This window comes from Variovorax sp. Soil_C_17 (genome assembly GCF_057657265.1).
On the sequence record NZ_JBDGIT010000001.1, the window covers coordinates 259667 to 277886 of the forward strand.

Here is an 18220-nt window from a genome sequence, read left to right on the forward strand (position 1 = left end):
GCGCCTACCTCGGAAGCAGGTTGACCATCCAGCACTACCACGACCGGCCCGACGTTCAGGTACACCGGCCAGCAGCTCATCGGAAGTGGATGGGGCAACGGTTTCAGCAACGTGGGGCACTTGATCACCAAGCCGTATTGACAAGCCAATCCGGTTGGCGGCACCGATGTTGTTCGTGGCGGGCGTGGTTCCCGGTTTGGGCTCGATGGGAACCCCGTCGGCGTCGCAGACGACGCCTACCCCTACTCCCTTCGCGCTAGACCGTATTGCGAATAGCCCGCCCCCCACCCCCCTCCTAGACTCGCCCCCGACGAGGTCTGAGGGGCGCGCACTTCGCGCGTCGGCGGCACGCGAGCGCGGGCCGCGACGACCGCGCGCGGGGGTCGAATGCAAAGTCTTTCGGGGTTCGGACAGGCGCACCTTGCGCGCAGGTGGATCGGCGCAGGAGCCCTCGGACTCGCGGCGCTGCTCGGTGGCCCATGGGCGCTGGCACAGGCGCCCGATGCCGAGGCGGCGGCCAGCAAGCAGGAACAGGCACGGCTCGCCGACACCGACACGCTGCTCGCGCTCAGCAACGACGGCGCCGTGCTCTACGGGCAGGACAGTCCCAAGCTCTCGGGCTACCAATACTGCAGCCAGGCCGTCGCGCTGGCCGAGGCGGGCGAATTCCGCCAGAGCGTGCGGGCGGCGAGCAAGGCGTTGCACCTGGCCAACACCACGCGCGATCCCAACCTGCTCGCGATGGCGAACCGCGACCTCGCCATCGTCTACAGCTACTCCGGCCAGCTGGAGAAAGCCGAGGAATTCGCGCGCGAGGCGCTCAAGCACGAAGCGCGCGACCCCAAGCTGGTCGTCGGGCCGGCGAACAAGGTGATCGGCGACGTGCAGACGCGGCGCGGCGACTACGCCGGCGCGGTCGCCACCTACGAGATCGCGCTGGCCAACAGCTCGCAACGCTACGCGCCGCTGGTGCAGTCCTCGCTCGTCAACGCCTTGATCGAATCGGGCGACACCTCGCGCGCGCGGCAATTGCTCGGCACGCTGCCGACGCCGCGCGAGGCGCCGCTGGCCGCGCAGTTGGAGCGCACCCGCGCGCGCCTGCTGCTGGCCGAGAACAAGCCGGCCGAGGCGCGCGATCTCTACATGCAGCTGACCACGCGCGCCGTCGGCACCGACAGCGGCTACTACCGGCTCTGGGCCTGGGACGGCGTGGCGCGCAGCGAGCTCGCGCTCGGGCAGAAGCAGGCGGCGGCGGATGCGGTGGGTCGCGCGCTCGGCAGCGTCGACGCGGTGCGCGCGAAGTTCCGCAGCGAGGAATTCAAGATGGGCCTGTTCTCCGACCTGCAGTCGGTGTTCGAGCGCGGGGTCGGCCTGTACAGCGATGTGGGCGATTCACGGCAGGCCTTCGAGCTCAGCGAGCGCAGCCGTTCGCGCGCGCTGCTCGATGCGGTGCGCGGCCGGGCGCGGCTCCACAGCGAGGCGGCCGCGACGGTCGACCTGGCGACGCTGCAGCGCACGCTGGCGCCGGACGAGCGCGTGCTGCAGTTCCATGCGCTGCCCGACCGCCTGCAGGCCTGGGTGGTCAGCCCGACCGGCATCGAGGCCAAGAGCATCGCGATCAAGCGCGACGACCTCGTCGAGCTGGTCGAGACCTTCCGCAACTCGGTGGTGCGCGGCCGGCGCGCCGCCATCGGCAATGCCGACAAGCTGGGCGCTGCGCTGATCGGCCCGCTGGGCCTGAAGGCCGGCGAGCGCCTGGTGATCGTGCCGCACGGCCCCTTGCACTATTTGCCCTTCCAGGCGCTGCGCGTCGACGGCCGCTACCTGATCGAGACCCATCCAGTCTCCGTCGCCCCGTCGATGAGCATCGCGGTGCAGCTGGCGCAGCGCTCGCCGCGCGCCGAAGCGGTGCTCACCGCCTTCGGCAATCCGCGCATCGAGGACAAGTACGACCTGCCGGGCGCCGAGGCCGAGGTCAGGCAGTTGGCCCGGCTGTTCCCGCGCAACAGCGTCTACATGGGCGCGGCAGCGACCAAGACGCAGTTCCGCGACGTCGCCGCGCGCGCGCCGCTGATGCACGTGGCCGCCCATGCCGAGGCCGACCAGGTCGATCCGCTCTATTCGCGCATCCTGCTGGCCAACGAGGACGGCAAGCAGAACTTCCTGGAGGCGCACGAAATCCTGGGCTTGCCGATGCAGGGCAGCGCGCTGGTCACGCTCTCGGCCTGCGAGTCGGGCCTGGGCCGCGTCGCGCAGGGCGACGAGGTGCTGGGCTTCACGCGCTCCTTCCTGTCCGCGGGCACCGGCAGCCTGATCTCGTCGCTGTGGCCGGTGTCGGACGACGCCACCGCCATCCTGATGGGCACGCTCTACGCCGAACTGGCCAAGGGCAGGGACATCCAGCAGGCCATGCAGGCCGGGCAGCTGGCCGTACTGAAGGAACCCCGCATGTCACATCCCTTCTTCTGGGCCCCGTTCAACCTGATCGGCAACTGGCGGCTCAAGGTGGGGAGCCCGGCATGAGGGGAGCACACGCACGGTCGACGCCCTCGCGGATCCGCCCTGTCGCACTCGCCGCCTCCTCGCTCGCGGTGGTGTTGCTGGCGCTGGCCGCCTCGCAGGTCCACGCGGCGGGCGACGCGCCGGTCACGCTCGCGCCGACCCACGACCCGTGCGGCAGTTGCGACCGCCCCGTGGCCCAGGCACCCGCCGCACCGCAGAGCCTGCCGGCGCCGCCCGCGCCGGTGGCCAGCTTCCGGCTCAACGACCTGCGGCTCAACGGCGCCCGGGCACTCAGCAACGAGGAGCTGCAAGCCATCACGCGCCCCTACATCGGCCGCGAGGTCACGCTGGCCGACCTGGAGTCGCTCGCCCAGGCCATCACTGCCAGATATCGCGAGCGCGGCTATTTCCTCGCGCAGGCCGTCGTGCCGGTGCAGACGGTGCAGGGCGGCGTGGTCGAGATCAGCGTGATCGAAGGCCGGCTCGGCAAGGTCGAGGTGGTGGTCGCGCCCGATGCGCCGATCAGCGAGCAACGCGTGCGCGCCTTCCTCGCGCCGGTGCAGTCCGGCGAGGCGATCCACGGCCAACGCTACGAGCGCGCGATGCTGCTGCTGTCGGACCAGCCCGGCATTCGCGTCTCCTCCGGCCTGCAGGAGGGCACGCAGCCCGGCACCACCGACCTCACCGTCGAGGTCGCGGCCGGCCCGCGCTGGGTCTTCAGCGCCGAGGCCGACAACCACGGCACCAAGGAGTCGGGCCGCTATCGCGTGGGCGGCACGGCGCGCTGGCTCAGCCCGGCCGGCATCGGCGACAACCTCGATCTGCGCGCGATGGTGTCGGACGACGGCCTCTGGTTCGGCCGCGCTTCCTACGAGGCGCCCATCGGCGCAAGCGGCCTGCGCGCCGGGGTCGGCCTGGCGCGCGTGCGCTACGAGCTGGGCGGCCAGTTCGCCGACCTGGACGCGCGAGGCCGCGCCGATGTGTTCGACGTCTCGCTCAGCTACCCCCTGATCCGCCAGCGCCAGCAGAACCTGTTCCTGCGCCTGTCGGCCGACCACAAGAAGCTCGAGGACGAGTTCGGGGCGGTCAACCTCACCTCCGACAAGCGCATCCGCGGCCTCGGCCTGGGCTGGTCCTGGGAGCGGCGCGACGAGCTGCTGGGCGGCGGCTACTGGGCGAGCTCCGGCACCCTCTACCACGGCAAGCTCGACATCCGCGATCCGCAGACGCTGGCCTTCGACCAGGGCATCGGCGGCCATCGCACCGACGGCGGCTTCACCAAGGCGAGCTTCCTGTTCTCGCGGCTGCAGTCGATCATCCCGCGGCACTCGCTGTTTCTCTCGGTGGGCGGCCAGTGGGCCAGCAAGAACCTCGATGCCTCGGAGAAGCTGGCGCTCGGCGGCGCGCGCGCGGTGCGGGCCTACCCTTCGGGCGAGGTGCTGGCCGACGAGGGCTGGATCGGCACGGTCGAATGGCGCTGGTCCTACAACGAAGAGCTCACGCCCTTCGTGTTCTACGACGCGGCCCGCGGCAAGCTCGCGCGCGATCCCACGCTCTTCGACGGCGAGAACAAGCTGAGCCTGCGCGGCTACGGCATCGGCGTGTCGTGGTCGCGGCCCGGTAACTTCTCCATCAACGCGACGCTCGCCTGGCGCGACGGCACCCGGCCGCCGCAGACCGACGGCGGCGGCCGCAATCCGCGGCTCTACGTGCAAGCACAGAAGGCCTTCTGACATGAACTCCCAACCGAAGCCGAGGCGAGCCGAGCGCACACGGCCTGCGCATTTCCCCTTGCGCCCGGTGGCGCTGGCGCTGGCCTGCATGAGCGTCGCGGCGCCCGCCCTGGCGCAGCTGCCGACGTGGAACAACTTCGTCGTGCGCGGCGGGACCGTGGCAGTGGGGAGCGGGTCCGGCAATCTGCCGATCACGGCCGCCGGCGTGCCCTCGGCCGCAGGCACCATCCTGCCGATCACGCAGGGCACGGCGCGCGCCATCATCGACTGGCAGGGCTTCTCGATCGGGCCGGGGAATGCCGTGAACATCACGCAGCAGGCGGGCCCGCGCAGCGTGCTGCTCAACCGCGTGACGGGCAACGAGCTCTCCACCATCGCCGGCTCGATGAGCGCCAATGGCCGTGTGTTCCTGGTGAACCCCAACGGCGTGCTGTTCGCGAGCGGCTCGGCCGTCAACGTCGGCGGCCTCGTTGCCTCCACGCTCAAGATGGGCACCAGCGATGCGGACTTCATGGGCGGCAGCGAGCGGCTGGTGTTCCAACAGGAGGGCAACGTGCTGCGCACGGTGGAGAACCGCGGCAGCATCACCGCCGTCGGCGGCGGCACCGTGGCGCTGATCGGCGGGAGCGCCGGCAACAGCGGCAGCATGGTGGCGCAGGGCGGCACGGCCGCGCTGGTGTCGGCCGACACGGTGACGGTCGACTTCGCGGGCGACGGCCTCACCACCTTCAAGGTCTCGCCCGGCCTCTTCGGCAGCGTGAGCAACAGCGGCCTGGTGCAGGCCGACGGCGGCCGCGTGGTGCTGATGACCACCGGCGGCAGCGAGGTGGGCCAGGGCGTGGTCAACAACCGGGGCGTGCTGCGCGCCGACACGCTGTCTTCGCGCAACGGTGAGATCGTGCTGGACAGCGGCAGCTCGGCGGGCGGCGTCACCATCAACGGCGGCCTGCTCTCGGCCAGGGGCAACGAAGCCGGGCTGCAGGGCGGCACGATCGATGTCACCGGCCGCACCGTGCTGCTGCAGCCCTACGTGCCGCCGGCGTCGGCCGCGGCGGTCCCGCTGCCGAACGACGGCGGCGTCCTCGACGCCAGCGGCGCGGCCGGCGGCGGGCGCATCCGGCTGCATGCCACGGCGGTGGGCGGCAACGCGCAGACGGGCGCCATTGCGGTTGCCGCCGGCAGCCGCATCAGCGCCGACGCCACGATCGCCGGCAACGGCGGCGACATCCGCCTGATGGGAGAGCGCACGCTGCGCGCCTACGGCACGATCACGGCGCGGGGAGGGCCGGCCGGCGGCAACGGCGGCTTCATCGAGACCTCCGGTGGCTATGCCGTGCCCGCCGGCGACAACAATGGCGGCATCGACCTCGCGGGCCTGAGCACCGATGCCTCGGCGCCGAACGGGACGGCCGGCCAGTGGATGATCGACCCCTTCGACGTCACCATCGTCAACGGCGACGCCGACGGCACCCTGACCGGCAACCCCTTCGTGCCGGTCGCCGCGTCGACCATCCAGGACGGCGACATCAACGCGGCCCTCAACGGCGGCACCAGCGTGCGCATCACCACCGGCGACCCGGGCGCCGGATCGGCGTTCCTCGGCGACATCGTCATGGACGACGTGCAGATCGAATACACGGGCAACAAGGGCCCGCTCACGCTGCAGCTGGACGCCCACCGCAGCGTGCGCGGCAATACCGCCTCGGTGATCGCCTCGGTCGGCGATCCGCTGAACGTGATCTTCAACGCCGATGTCAATGGCGCCGGCGCGGCAACGGGCGGCGGCCAGGTCAGCTACAGCGGCGCGATCTACAGCAACGGCGGCAACGTCGTGATGAACGGCGCGTGGGCGAATGCCAGCAACGGCATGTGCAGCATCTGCCTGACGACGGCGCTGATCGACACGCGCACCGGCAACCAGCAGCTGACGCCCGGCGTGCCAGGCGCATACACCGGCGGCAGCGACGCGGGCCTGGGCGGCGCAGTGCAGCTGCGGGGCATCAGCACGTTCGGCGACACCTTCCAGACCAGCGTCGGCGCGGTCCTGGTCCAGAACAGCATCATCAGCACCGCGACCGGCGACATCTCGATCTTCGGCAGCCACAGCACGGGCAGCGGCGTGCGGCTCGAGAACTTCTTCAGCGTCGGCACGCTGAGCACCACCAGCGGCAACATCTCCGTGACCGGCATCGGCACTTTCAACAACAACGTCGCGGGCGCGCCGGGACATGGTGTCGAGATCAACAGCGAGACGCTGCGCACCGTCAGCGGCAACATCACGGTGACGGGCCGACGCCTGGCCGGCGGCACGGCGGTGGGCTCGGGCGTGTTGCTGCAGGACGGCGCGTTGCTGCAAACCACCGGCGGCGGCGACATCGTCGTGACCGGCCAGCACGACGCCACCGGCGCCGGCGTGAACATCGCTCCCCCGGCGTCGACCACCTCGGGGCCGGGCGGGCAGATCGACGGCAGCCGCAACGTGGTGCTGCGCGCCGTCAACGACGGCAGCACCGATGCGCTGGTCATCGGCGGCACGGTGCGTGCCGGCAATGCGCTCGACCTGCGGCCCGGCGGCGTCGACCTCGCAGGCAACGCACTGGACCGCACCGACCTGCCGATCGCCATCGGCAGCACCGTCAACACCGGCTTCGCGGTCTCGGCCGCCGAGCTCGGGCTGATCACCACGCCGACGCTGGTGGCCGGCAGCGACACGCACGCGGCCGACATCACCGTGGTGGGCCCCTTGGCGCTGGCCTCGGCGCTCACGCTGCACAACGGCGGAGGCGGCAACATCCGGCTCGCCGCGCCGGTGTCCACGCCGCAGCTGGGCCTGCTGAGCGCGGGCGACATCACGCAGGCAGCGGGCACGGCCATCACCGCCGGCGCGCTGCTGGCCCGCTCCAGCGGCGGCAATGTGCTGCTCACCGAGCCGGGCAACAACGTCGCCGTGGTCGGCGGCGGCGCGGCCGGGCGCTTCGAATACACCGACGCCGACGCATTGGCGCTCAGCACGCCCGCGGTCACGAGCTTCAATGCCGCGACCAACCTGGCGCAGACGGTGGCCGGCACGACCGTGAGCGCCGACCGGGTGCTGGTGCGCACGCTGAGCGGCGACCTCTCGCTCGGCACCGACGTCACGAGTACCACCAGCACCGACCTGGTGGCTGCTGCGCGCTTCCAGAACCTGGGCGCCTACACCATCGCCGGTGCGCCCTGGCGCGTGTGGGCCGACACCTGGGTCGGCGAGACACGCGGCGGGCTGTTCGGCTCGGGCCTGCTGCCCAACCTCTACCACTGTGCCTACCTGGGCCTGTGCACGGTGACGGTGACGGCCGCCGACGACCATTTCATCTACGCGCAGCAGCCCGCGGCAACGGTGCTGGTCCACAGCGCGGCGCGGCCCGGCGGCTTTCCCAATCCGCTGTTCACCTACAGCATCACGGGCTTGATCCTCGGCGACACCGGCGCGGGCTTCGTCGGCACGCTGAGCAGCCCGGCCACTTCATTCAGCCTGAGGGGCACGTACCCGATCAACGGCAGCTTCAGCTCGGCCGAGGGCTATGCGGTCACCGTGGTGCCCGGCGTGCTCACCGTGGGCGGGCTGGTGGAACTGATCAAGCCCGACCTGGTGCGCGACAACCCGAGCACCTGGCTCTACGACCGCAACATCGGGCCTGCGCCCATTTGCCTGGCGACCGGACCGCTGGAAGGCGACCGCGCTGCGCAGGGCGGCGACGTGCTGGCGCGCGAATGGTCGCGCGTGCGCTCGCGGCCGAATCTCACGAACTGCATCGACACGGAGCGGCGCAATGGGTGTGGGGACTTCTGATTTCGCGCGAGCTCACCGCCGGGCCAGCGCACGGCCGAAGTCCCCGGTGTAGGTGCGTTGCCCCTGGTGCGCCAGGCGCGAGTGCGCATCGACGTACACCTTGCCCTCCAGTGCCTGCCAGCGCCGGCAGAAGGCGTAGTCCTCGCTCAGGTAGCGCCCGTTGCCGGGTTCGGCCATGACATCGAAGAATCGGTAGTGCGGCCGGGCGTGCGCGGCCGGGTCGTCGGGATGCGCGTCGGGCGTGTAGCGCAGTTCGGGACAGGCCGCCGCGATCCGCTCGAGCACGCTGCGGGCAATGAGCATGAAGCCGGTGGGTGCGTCCAGCACTTCGAGGAAGCCGTCCTCGTCCGCCGTGCCCGGCGCCTGCAAGGCATTGGCCGGAAAGCGCGCATGGGCGGCCTCGAACTGCTCGCGCGTGGTACCGGCCGGCAGCGGCGCGTGCAGCCCCTCGGCCGGCCAGCCCTCGCTCTTCACCGGATAGACCCCGGCCACCACCTCGCGGCCGGCCAGCAGCAGGCGCAGCGCAGCCTCGGGCTCGAAGCCGATGTCGGCATCGATCCAGAACAGATGGGTCCAGCGCGCATCCGCCAGGAATTCGGCCGCCAGCCGGTTGCGTGCGCGCGGGATCAGGCTGTCGCCGTCGAGAAAGCGCGTCTGCATCGCGAAGCCGTGGGTCCAGGCCAGATTCACCAGTCCGAGCAGGCTGCGCACGTAGATCGAGCTCAGCGCGCCGCCATAGCTCGGCGTGGCGATGAAAGGACGGATGTGCTTCAGGGCCGAGGGGTCGAGCATCGGTGCATTGTGGCGCTCGCCAGCGGGTTCGGGAAGGCAGTGCGGCGATCGGCAGCGGGCGGGCAGGCGCCGAACAGGCGATCCGCAAGCATTCGCTAGTGGTCCGGCCTCAGTTGCTGACGTCGAAACAAGTCGATCTTCTGCCAAGACGTCTCGCCAATCGCCGTCCTCACGTCCTCGCCATCGAACATGTCCGCCATCACGCCCACGGCATGGTTCGTGGCAAGGTTGCGATCGAACCTGCAGTCTGAAGAATCGTTCAGAAGGCTGATCAGCGCATCCGCCGCCGAGGCGTGCAGCGCAACCCTTCTGCTCGGCTCGACTTGAGCAATCCAAGCAAACGTGTTGCGCCCCAATTGCTCGTCGCTCAGCATCGCGCGCATGACATTGCGCAGGGCGTCATCCGACAGCAAGCGTTCAACGCCCACGAACATGTGCAACATGGCATTCAGGGCCTGGTGAGCGAAAGGAAATTCCAATTGATGCAGCATTTCGTCCGCACCTCCGCGCACCCCGTCTGCCGCGGCAGCATCGATTGCTTTCGCTCCCAGCAGCAGCATCGGATGCCGGGGGAGCAGGGCGGGGTCGTGACCCATGGCCCACAACAGCCTCCAGCCACGCGACCACGGAAACGAGAGATCGATCCGGTGCGCAGAAAGATTGAGCAAGGACATATGCTTTGACAGCTTGATCATGTCGTCTGACGGTGTGCCTTCGGCAACCCCCGTGATCTGAGCGCTTGCGTCTTTCGTTCGTATCACCGTTGTGTGGATCTCTGGCAAGTAGGGCCCAAGATCGATGCGATGCGCGAGTAGCTTGAAAAACGAAGCGACAACGCTGCCCGGGGAAGCAGCCGCCAACAGATCGGCCACCACCGCTTGCGCGACCAATGCTTGACCCTCGCCCATCTTCAGAATGAGGTCGAGTCGCACGGAATAGTCCGCGCGGCAGAGCCTCGGCAACAGATCGGTAATGCTGCTGATCGGATCGTTGTCGATTGCAGACGAGAGATTTCCAAGCATCCGCCAGATGACCCACCGCTGGTCTCCGGGCGTCGGAAAGACCAACGAAAGAATCGCGCCGGCAAGATTCAAGTACTTCGAATCGCCGGTCTCGGCCAGCACGATGGCCATCTCAAGCGCCACTTCAAGCTGTTCCATCACCGCGGCAGCTGCATGCCTCGGTTGCAGCAACAAGAAACTGAAAGACCGCCGCTGAAAGTTGTATCCGGCCACTGCAAGCCTGTCGATCACGGCCCCGAGAAGTCTCTCCCGCGCCACGACGCCAAAGTCCGTGGATGGGGCCATCCGGATCAGAAGTGCGGCCTTCCGCAGATCCCCGCTGCCGACAGCTCGCCGAAAGTCCTCGGTCAGGCCGGCGAGCTTGCTCGTCGGCTTCCCGACCCAAATGCTGGCCCTGCCCCTCGGAGAAGTAACCTTGTGGCGCTCAAGGCCCAGTTCCAGATTTGTCAGGATCTCTTGAAGCGAGTTCTTGTAAGTCCCATAGTCCGGCTCTCCCCAATGCACCAAGCACCCCAGCAACACGAGCATGAGGTGAGATCTCAACCCTTCGCACGCGCTTTCGTCGATCTTTTCGCTCAGTGCCGCAAGAGCCCGCACACGATTCACGCACTCCTGTGTGGTCTGCGAACTGGCCGCCAGCTCCACGGCGACGCACAGCACTTCAGGTCGCTTGGAGAATTCACTCAGAACAGGACTGATGATGTTCAACATCGCCTGCGAAGCATCTCGCGCTTCGAGATCGTTGGCGATCATCAGAAGCGAGTGCAACTCCTTGAGGCACTTGCCGGGATCGTCCATCTTCTGAATCCGCTTCAGCACGATGCGCAACACTGCGACAAGCTCATCGTTCGTCAGCTTTTTGACCTTGTCGTCGTCGAGCGCTGGAAATAGTCCCTTCACGCTTTTTCTTGTTGCTTGCGAGCAAAACGGCAGCAGTCTCAACAACTGGACAACGTCGTTGTGCCCCAACGCACTCTGTGCCGCGGCGTCCAACGCTCGCTGAATGGATTTTTGGACTTTTTCATCATCGCAGGTTCTCAAACGATCGATGCACTCACGTCCGCAATGCTTTAACAGGGCCAAGCGCACCTCCAATTTGCACATGCGCAAGAGCGTGTCTGCCGCCCCGAAGCATTTTGCTTGCTCCAGGATCACGATGGCCTCGGCGATCTTCTCGAGGCCTTGCTCGCCGAGCATCGATACCGCGACGATGCAGTCCTTTTGCTTTTCCAGGCCAGTGACTCCTGCCAGAAGCTCCTGCACACGTTCCCATTCACCGCCGCAGCTTGTTTCCATCAAGGTTGGAAGTGACTTCAACGGATGTTTTTTACCTTCAACCCGCTTTGGCGAGTCGACGTGTTCATCTCGGGTCGGCCGCCATGACGCCAATATGGCAGAAGCGCGCTTGATCTCGTCAGGATTGCTTTTGACAGCGGATAAAAATGAGCTCATGGCATTGCCTTGTCTGAGGTGAGTAAGAGAGGGGAGACGCTTGCGCGCGCGCCGGCTGCCAGCGCACGCTGCTGCGCTCAGCAGCGCAGGAATGCACCAGAGCTGATTTGGGCCAGGCCCACGCCGGAATGCAGCAATGGCTCGGGCGCGTCGCGCTGGAGGCGTGCGATCCACGACTCGGCGGTCCGCATGAACGCATCCACGACAGTTGCCCATTCGGCTGGATCTTCGGGAACGGCCGAAACCAGCATGGACAAGGTCAGCAAGCCCGTCTGTCGATGGACGTCGACAGTCCAGTCCGCATCCTCGCCCGTCCAACGCGCCACGATGCCCGCCATCTGGCGCAGCTCCTCTTCGTCGACGTCGTCATCCTCGTCGGCTTCCACGATGGCCTGCAGCAGCTCGGCGCGCACGTAGCCGGCGCCGGCATGGAGCTCGACTCGGCCGTCCGGCAGCATCGCGGCGTAAACCTGCAGGCGCCCTTCCGCTTCGAACACGAGGCTGCCGCCGACGCTGACGCATGTCGGCGCCTGCTGTATCGAGGCAAGATACAAATCGAGACTGTGACCTAATAGAGCCGTCATCTTGGCGTCGCTCTTCTGGGGAATGGTTATGCCGCTGAGTAACGGATCTTTCGCTTTGGTTCCATCGCCGCGAAAGATGACGTGACTCGGCGACGAAGGCCGCGAGCCATGATGCGTGCCCTGACCCAGCCTGAAATCGGAGAACCATGAGACGTCGATGCCCCCCTTGGATGAAATGCCGCCCCAGTCCGCGCAAGGCAGAAGCGCCCCTGACGGGGCACGCCTCGTGAGCGCCGCTCCGCCCAAGGTCGACGAAGCAATCGCTCCACCCGCCCTCGTCACCTTCGCCGAAGCCTTCCGCTTCTGGCTCAAGCTCGGCTTCATCAGCTTCGGCGGTCCGGCAGGGCAGATCGCGATCATGCACACCGAGCTGGTGGAGCGCCGCCGATGGATCAGCGAGAAGCGTTTCCTCCATGCGCTGAACTACTGCATGATGCTGCCCGGCCCAGAGGCCCAGCAGCTCGCCACCTACATCGGCTGGCTGATGCAGCGGACCTGGGGCGGCATCGTCGCCGGCGGGCTGTTCGTGCTGCCCTCGCTGTTCATCCTGATCGCGCTGTCGTGGATCTACCTGCGCTTCGGCGACGTGCCCGTGGTGGCGGGCCTCTTCTACGGCATCAAGCCGGCCGTCACGGCACTGGTGCTGCATGCGGCGCACCGCATCGGCACGCGGGCACTGCGGAATGCGTGGATGTGGGGCATCGCGGCGGCGGCCTTCGTGGCCATCTTCGCCTTCGACACGCCCTTTCCGGCGATCGTCCTCGCGGCCGGGCTGATCGGCCATGTCGGCGCGCGTCACGCACCCGCGGTCTTTGCGCTCGGCGGCGGCCACGGCAACGGGCAGCAGAGCTACGGGCCTGCCCTCATCGACGACGACACGCCGACACCGCCTCATGCGCGCTTCTCGCGCGCCCGGCTGGCGAAGCTGCTGGCCCTCGGAGTCGGGATGTGGGCGGTGGCCATGGGCGCGCTCGTCGCGACGCAGGGCCTGCAGGGCACGCTGACGCAGATGGGCTGGTTCTTCACCAAGGCGGCGCTCCTGACCTTCGGCGGCGCCTACGCGGTGCTGCCCTATGTCTACCAGGGCGCGGTCGAGCAGCACCACTGGCTGTCGGGCGCGCAGATGATCGACGGCCTGGCGCTCGGCGAGACGACGCCGGGGCCGCTGATCATGGTGGTGGCCTTCGTGGGCTTCGTCGGCGGCTGGCTGAAGCAGGTGCTCGGACCCGAGGCCCTTTTTCTCGGCGGCGCGCTGGCTGCCACGGTGGTCACCTTCTTTACCTTCCTGCCCTCCTTCGTCTTCATCCTGGCCGGCGGCCCGCTGGTCGAGGCGACGCACGGCAAGCTCGGCTTCACTGCGCCGCTGTCGGCGATCACCGCGGCGGTGGTGGGCGTGATCCTGAACCTGGCGCTGTTCTTCGCGTACCACGTGCTGTGGCCGCAAGGCTTCGGCGGCCCCTTCGATCTCGTGTCCGCCGTCATCGTGGTCGCGGCTGCCCTTGCCCTGTTCCGCTTCAAGATCGGCGTGATGCCCTTGCTCGGCGGCTGTGCGCTGGCCGGGCTCGCCGTCACGTTGGGCAGGCCCTTGCTCTTTTAATGAAGAACGTTCCATGGGCAAGCCCGTCGAGCCGGCGGCGTGGGCCGCCCGTTGCGCGGTCGGGCTGCGTGTTCCTCACCGGATGTCGGACAAGCTGTCCCTCTTGTCCTCGCGGGTCACTCTCCGTGAATGACCTTGTGTTGCCTGAGCGCGGCGATCTCCGTCTCGCTGTAGCCCACCTCGCGCAGCAGTTCGCCGGTGTGCTCGCCCAGCAGCGGCGGCTGCAGCCGGATGCCCGGCCGCTCGCCGGCCAAGGTGAAGGGCATCAGCGGCACCTTCGATTGGCTGCCGTCGTTCATGCGCACCGGCGCGAGGCCGCCGGTGGCATTGAGATGCGGGTCGTCGAAGAGCTCGTGCGGCTTGGCGATGGGCGCGAAGGGCAGCTCGTTCTTCTCGAACACGGCGCTGAGCTCGGCCGCGCTGTAGCCGGCGAGGTGCGAGCGCAGCATCGGCAACATCCAATCGCGCGCGAGCACGCGGTCGTTGTTGGTCTTCAGGCGCGGATCGGCCAGCATGTCCTCGAGGCCGAAGGCCTTGCAGAAGATGGTCCACTGCTTGTCGCTGACCGCGGCCAGGAAGATCTGCTCGCCGTCCTTGACGGTGAAGACGTCGTACACCGCCCAGGCGGAGATGCGACTGGGCATCGGGTCGGCCGCCTTCCCCGTGGCCGCGAACTGCATCATGTGCTGCGCAACCAGGAAGATGTTGTTCTCGAACAGCGCCGACTGCACCTCGCAACCCTCGCCGGTCTGCTCGCGCTGGCGCAGCGCGGCCATCGCGCCGATGGCGCCGAACATGCCGCCCATGATGTCGTTGACGCTGGTGCCGGCGCGCAGCGGGTCGCCGATGCGCCCGGTCATGTAGGCCAGGCCGCCCATCATCTGCACCACTTCGTCGAGCGCGGTGCGGTGATCGTAGGGGCCGGGCAGGAAGCCCTTGTGGCTCACGTAGATGAGGCGCGGGTTGAGCTTCTTCAGGCTCTCGTAGTCCAGGCCCAGCTTCTTCATGGTCCCGGGCTTGAAGTTCTCGCTCACGATGTCGGCGCCGGCGATCAGGCGCAGCGCGGCCTGCACGCCCTCGGGCTGCTTGAGATCGAGCGCGATGCTCTTCTTGTTGCGGTTGAAGGTGGGAAAGAAGCCGGCGCCGGAGCCCAGCAGGCGCCGCGTGGCGTCGCCGTCGATGGGCTCGACCTTGATGACCTCTGCGCCAAGGTCGGCCAGGAGCATCCCGCAGGTGGGGCCCATCACCATGTGGGTGAACTCGACGACGCGAACGCCCGCGTAGGGGAGTTGCTTCTCCGTGCTGTCAGACATGTGCAGATCCTTGAACGAAGCCCTTGGGCAGCCCGGCCTCGGGCGTCATGCCGTAGACCGGTTCGCCCGGCAGGCCGGCGATGAGCGGCGCGCGGGCCGCGATGAGCTTGTCGATATCGATGCCGGTGGCGACGCCCATGGCCTCGAACATGAAGACCAGGTCCTCGGTCACGACATTGCCCGAGGCGCCGGGCGCATAGGGACAGCCGCCCAGGCCGCCCAGGGAGGCGTCGAAGGTGCGCACGCCCTCCTCGTACGCCGCGAGGCAGTTGGCGAGGCCCAGGCCGCGGGTGTTGTGCATGTGGGCCGCGCCGGCCTTGTCGCCCAGCTCGGCTCGCAGCCGCCTGAAGAGTCGGCGCACCTGGGCCGGATTGGCGTAGCCGACGGTGTCGGACAGGCCCGATTCGTCGGCACCCGCTGTCACGCACTGCACGGCGAGGCGGATCACTTCGTCCTCCGGGACCTTCCCCTGCAGCGTGCAGCCGAAGGCGGTGGAGATGCCGGCCTCGAGCTTGACGTGCGGCGCGATGTCGCGGCGCAGCTGCGCGATGGCGCGCACCTCCTCCACCATTTCCTCGCGCGTCTTGCGCACATTCGCCAGCGAGTGGGCAACGCTGGCCGACACCGGCATGGTGAGCTTGTGCACGCCGGCGGCGAGCGCGGCTTCAGCACCCTTGCGGTTGGGCACCAGCGCCATGACGGTAAGCCCGGGCAGCCTGACCGCATGGCGCACCACCTCGGCCGCATCGGCCATCTGCGGCAGGAGGCGGGCCGGCACGAAGGAGGCGACTTCGATCTCGCGCACGCCGGCGGCGTGGAGGGCATCGATCCAGCGCAACTTGTCGGCGGTCGGCATCGTGGCCCTGACGGACTGCAGGCCGTCGCGCGGGCCGACCTCGCTGATCAGCACATCGGGGATTGGCATCGGGTTTGTCTCCTGGGGAAGGTCTGGGCACCGTCACTCCCCGGCATGCACCCACTCGATGAGGTTGTTGCGCATCGTCACGATCGTCTTCTGCAAGCGCACGAACTCGTCCGGCGCGAGGCCCGTGGCGTCGGCGAGGCTCACTTCCCCGGTCTTTTCGCGCAGCCGTCGACCGCTCTTGGTAAGGCTGATTCGAACCTGGCGCTCGTCTGCGGGATCGCGCTGCCTCTCCACATAGCCCATCGCTTCGAGCTTCTTCAGGATCGGCGTGAGCGTGTTCGATTCGAGAAACAACTTTTCGCCCAGGTTGCCGACGGTCTGATCGTCCTGTTCCCAGAGCGCGACGATGGTGATGTATTGGGTGTAGGTCAGCCCAAGCTTCTCGAGCAGCGGTTTGTAGGCCTTGCCGAAGGCCAGGTTTGCGGAGTAGACCGCAAAGCACAGGTAGTCCGAGAGCTTCAGATCTTCGGGGATGGTTGTCTTGCCGTTCGATTTCATGTGTGTCCTCTTTCGCAGGAGACCCGCGTCTCACCTGAGCAAAGACTATAAATCGCATGCGATCGTATCGCAAGAACTCGAAAAGCTTCCCTGGACTCGGGGCATCTGCTGCGGCAACAGGCCCGCAGACCGTGCCTGCGGGCTCTGTTCAGCTCAGAACGCGGGGCGTCAGGTAAGGACGTTCAGGGCCACGTCGATGTTGCCGTGCACGGCCTTCGAGTACGGGCAGATGTCGTGCGCCGCATGCGCGAGGGCCTCGGCGACCTCCTGCGCCAAGCCCGGCACCCGGACATCGAAGCGCGCTTGAATGAAATAGGCCTTGCCGGTCTGGCCCAGGTCGACCTGGATGTCGACCGACAGATCGGCCGGCAGCGCGACCTTCTCCTGCTTGGCCACCAGCCCGATCGCCGAGATGTAGCAGGCGGACCAGGCGCCCGCAAACAGTTGCTCCGCGGTCGGATGCGCCTGGATGGCCGAGAACACGTGCGCGGGATTCGCGTCGCCGGGCGACGAGAGCCGGAGGTCGACGCGATCGCCAGGGCCGCTGACGCGGGTGTGGGTCTTGCCCGAGAGGAGGACTTTTTCGATCTTGCGCATGATGGTTCCTTGAAGTTGAGGTGGTTTGAAATCGCATACGTTTATATCGCATGCGATGAACTGGATGATACACACGAGCGAGATCAATCCACGGTAATTTGTCACACGCGGCGTGTGCCCTTTTCCCGTGCGGCACGACTCCGGCGAGGTAGGCGATCTATTCCGCCTTGAAGCCCGAAGCCTCGATGAGCGCTTCCCAGCGCTTCAGGTGCGCCGCCTGGATGGCCGCCAACTCGGCCGGCCCGGAAATGCGCCGGAACCAGGCCGAGGTTGTAGATGCGCTCCTGGATCTCGGGCGCGCGCGATGCGTCGCCGCCCTGCGAGAGCAGCAGGCCGGCGCGGTTCAGCGCGCGGGCGCGTGGTCCCGCAACGCCGCCAGCACGGCTTCGTTCTGCTCGGGCAGGCCGACCGTGATGCGCAGCCAGTGCGGCAGGCCGTAGTTGTCGAGCAGCGCGACCTCGATGCCTGCGGCCAGCAGGCGCGCATGCACGGTGCGGCCCTCGCCGACCTGCACCATCAGGAAGTTGCCCGCGGACGGAATCGAGGCGAGGCGAAGCTCGTGCAAGCCCGCTTCGAGCCGCGCCCTTCCGGCGAAATTGAGCTGATAACTGCGCGCCAGGAAGGCTCCGTCGCCCAACGCCGCCGCCGCCGCGGCTTGCGCCGGCGTGCTGACATTGAAGCGCGGCCGATGCGCATTCAGCCGCGCCGCCAACGCGTGCTGGGCAACGCCGTAGCCGATGCGCAGGCCGGCCAGCCCATAGGCCTTGGAGAAGGTGCGCGCGACGATCAGGTTGGGGAAGCGCCGCACCCAGGCGATGCTGTCGTAGCGCTGCCCCGGCGCGAGGTACTCCCCATAGGCCTCGTCGAGCAGCACCGTCACCTGCGGCGGCACCGATTCCAGGAAGGCGAGCAGTGGGGCGGCCTCGATGAAGGTGCCCGTGGGGTTGTTGGGATTGGCGACGAAGACCAGCCGCGTGTCTTGCCCGATGGCAGCACGCAAGGCGCCGAGGTCGTGGCCGAAGTCCCGCGCGGGCACCACCGTGCTGCGCGCATGGGCATGTGCGGCCGCCTGGCCGTAGACCACGAATCCGTACTGCGAGTAGACGACATGCTCGCCCGGCTTGACGCTGACCTGGGCCGCGAGCTCGAGGATCTCGCTGGAGCCGCTGCCCAGCACCAGCCAGTCGGCCGGCACGTCCAGCCGCGCCGACAACACGTGCTTGAGCGCCGTGCCGTTGCTGTCGGGGTAGTTGCCCGCACCCTGGAGCGCGGCTGCGGCGGCGCGGCGCGCGGACTCGGGCATGCCGAGCGGGTTTTCGTTGGAAGCCAGCAGGATCATCGCGAGGGCCGATTTATTTAAGAAGTTAAATGTAGAA

Annotated in this window: 12 protein-coding genes; 4 read left to right on the forward strand and 8 right to left on the reverse strand. The window is 67.9% G+C overall.

The genetic code is table 11. From position 1 onward, the window contains the following. Positions 1–387 precede the first annotated feature (387 nt). Genes AC3A6Y_RS01210 through AC3A6Y_RS01220 form a run of 3 tightly spaced genes read left to right on the forward strand, consistent with a single transcriptional unit; the run spans position 388 to position 8064 of the window. The gene (locus AC3A6Y_RS01210) at positions 388–2523 is read left to right on the forward strand and encodes a CHAT domain-containing protein (protein WP_487866408.1); all 2136 of its coding nucleotides are present in this window, start codon (positions 388–390) and stop codon (positions 2521–2523) included. Next, positions 2520–4235, forward strand: coding sequence for a ShlB/FhaC/HecB family hemolysin secretion/activation protein (locus AC3A6Y_RS01215; RefSeq protein ID WP_487866409.1), 1716 nt, complete (start codon positions 2520–2522; stop codon positions 4233–4235). Before AC3A6Y_RS01210 ends, AC3A6Y_RS01215 begins: the two co-directional genes overlap by 4 nt. 1 nt (position 4236) lies before the next feature. Next, positions 4237–8064, forward strand: coding sequence for a two-partner secretion domain-containing protein (locus tag AC3A6Y_RS01220; RefSeq protein WP_487866410.1), 3828 nt, complete (start codon positions 4237–4239; stop codon positions 8062–8064). A 12-nt stretch (positions 8065–8076) separates the two neighbouring features. Here the strand turns inward: AC3A6Y_RS01220 and AC3A6Y_RS01225 are convergent, their stop codons facing one another. From AC3A6Y_RS01225 to AC3A6Y_RS01235, 3 genes are all read right to left on the reverse strand, one after another. Then, the gene (locus AC3A6Y_RS01225) at positions 8077–8856 is read right to left on the reverse strand and encodes a hypothetical protein (RefSeq protein WP_487866411.1); all 780 of its coding nucleotides are present in this window, start codon (positions 8854–8856) and stop codon (positions 8077–8079) included. A 95-nt stretch (positions 8857–8951) separates the two neighbouring features. Beyond that, positions 8952–11330, reverse strand: coding sequence for a hypothetical protein (locus tag AC3A6Y_RS01230; RefSeq protein ID WP_487866412.1), 2379 nt, complete (start codon positions 11328–11330; stop codon positions 8952–8954). A 77-nt stretch (positions 11331–11407) separates the two neighbouring features. Next, positions 11408–11914 carry a hypothetical protein gene (locus tag AC3A6Y_RS01235; protein ID WP_487866413.1) on the reverse strand — a complete coding sequence of 169 codons (507 nt, stop codon included), beginning with the start codon at positions 11912–11914 and terminating at the stop codon, positions 11408–11410. Positions 11915–12140: 226 nt separating this feature from the next. On the opposite strand from AC3A6Y_RS01235, the gene chrA reads away from it, so the two are divergent. Beyond that, complete coding sequence (chrA, locus tag AC3A6Y_RS01240; RefSeq protein ID WP_487866414.1) at positions 12141–13511, forward strand: chromate efflux transporter; 1371 nt, start codon at positions 12141–12143, stop codon at positions 13509–13511. A gap of 116 nt (positions 13512–13627) precedes the next feature. Here the strand turns inward: chrA and AC3A6Y_RS01245 are convergent, their stop codons facing one another. The 5 genes from AC3A6Y_RS01245 to hisC form a co-directional block, all read right to left on the reverse strand. Then, positions 13628–14824, reverse strand: coding sequence for a CaiB/BaiF CoA transferase family protein (locus tag AC3A6Y_RS01245; RefSeq protein WP_487866415.1), 1197 nt, complete (start codon positions 14822–14824; stop codon positions 13628–13630). Then, positions 14817–15749 carry a hydroxymethylglutaryl-CoA lyase gene (locus tag AC3A6Y_RS01250; protein ID WP_487866416.1) on the reverse strand — a complete coding sequence of 311 codons (933 nt, stop codon included), beginning with the start codon at positions 15747–15749 and terminating at the stop codon, positions 14817–14819. The genes AC3A6Y_RS01245 and AC3A6Y_RS01250 overlap by 8 nt, the downstream gene beginning before the upstream one ends. A gap of 33 nt (positions 15750–15782) precedes the next feature. Further along, on the reverse strand, positions 15783–16247 hold the full coding sequence (locus tag AC3A6Y_RS01255; RefSeq protein ID WP_487866417.1) for a MarR family winged helix-turn-helix transcriptional regulator: 465 nt from the start codon (positions 16245–16247) through the stop codon (positions 15783–15785). A 168-nt stretch (positions 16248–16415) separates the two neighbouring features. After that, a complete protein-coding gene (locus AC3A6Y_RS01260; protein WP_487866418.1) occupies positions 16416–16844 on the reverse strand; it encodes an Ohr family peroxiredoxin in 429 nt (142 codons plus the stop codon). A 343-nt stretch (positions 16845–17187) separates the two neighbouring features. Continuing rightward, positions 17188–18183, reverse strand: coding sequence for a histidinol-phosphate transaminase (gene hisC, locus AC3A6Y_RS01265; protein ID WP_487866419.1), 996 nt, complete (start codon positions 18181–18183; stop codon positions 17188–17190). Positions 18184–18220: the final 37 nt, after the last annotated feature.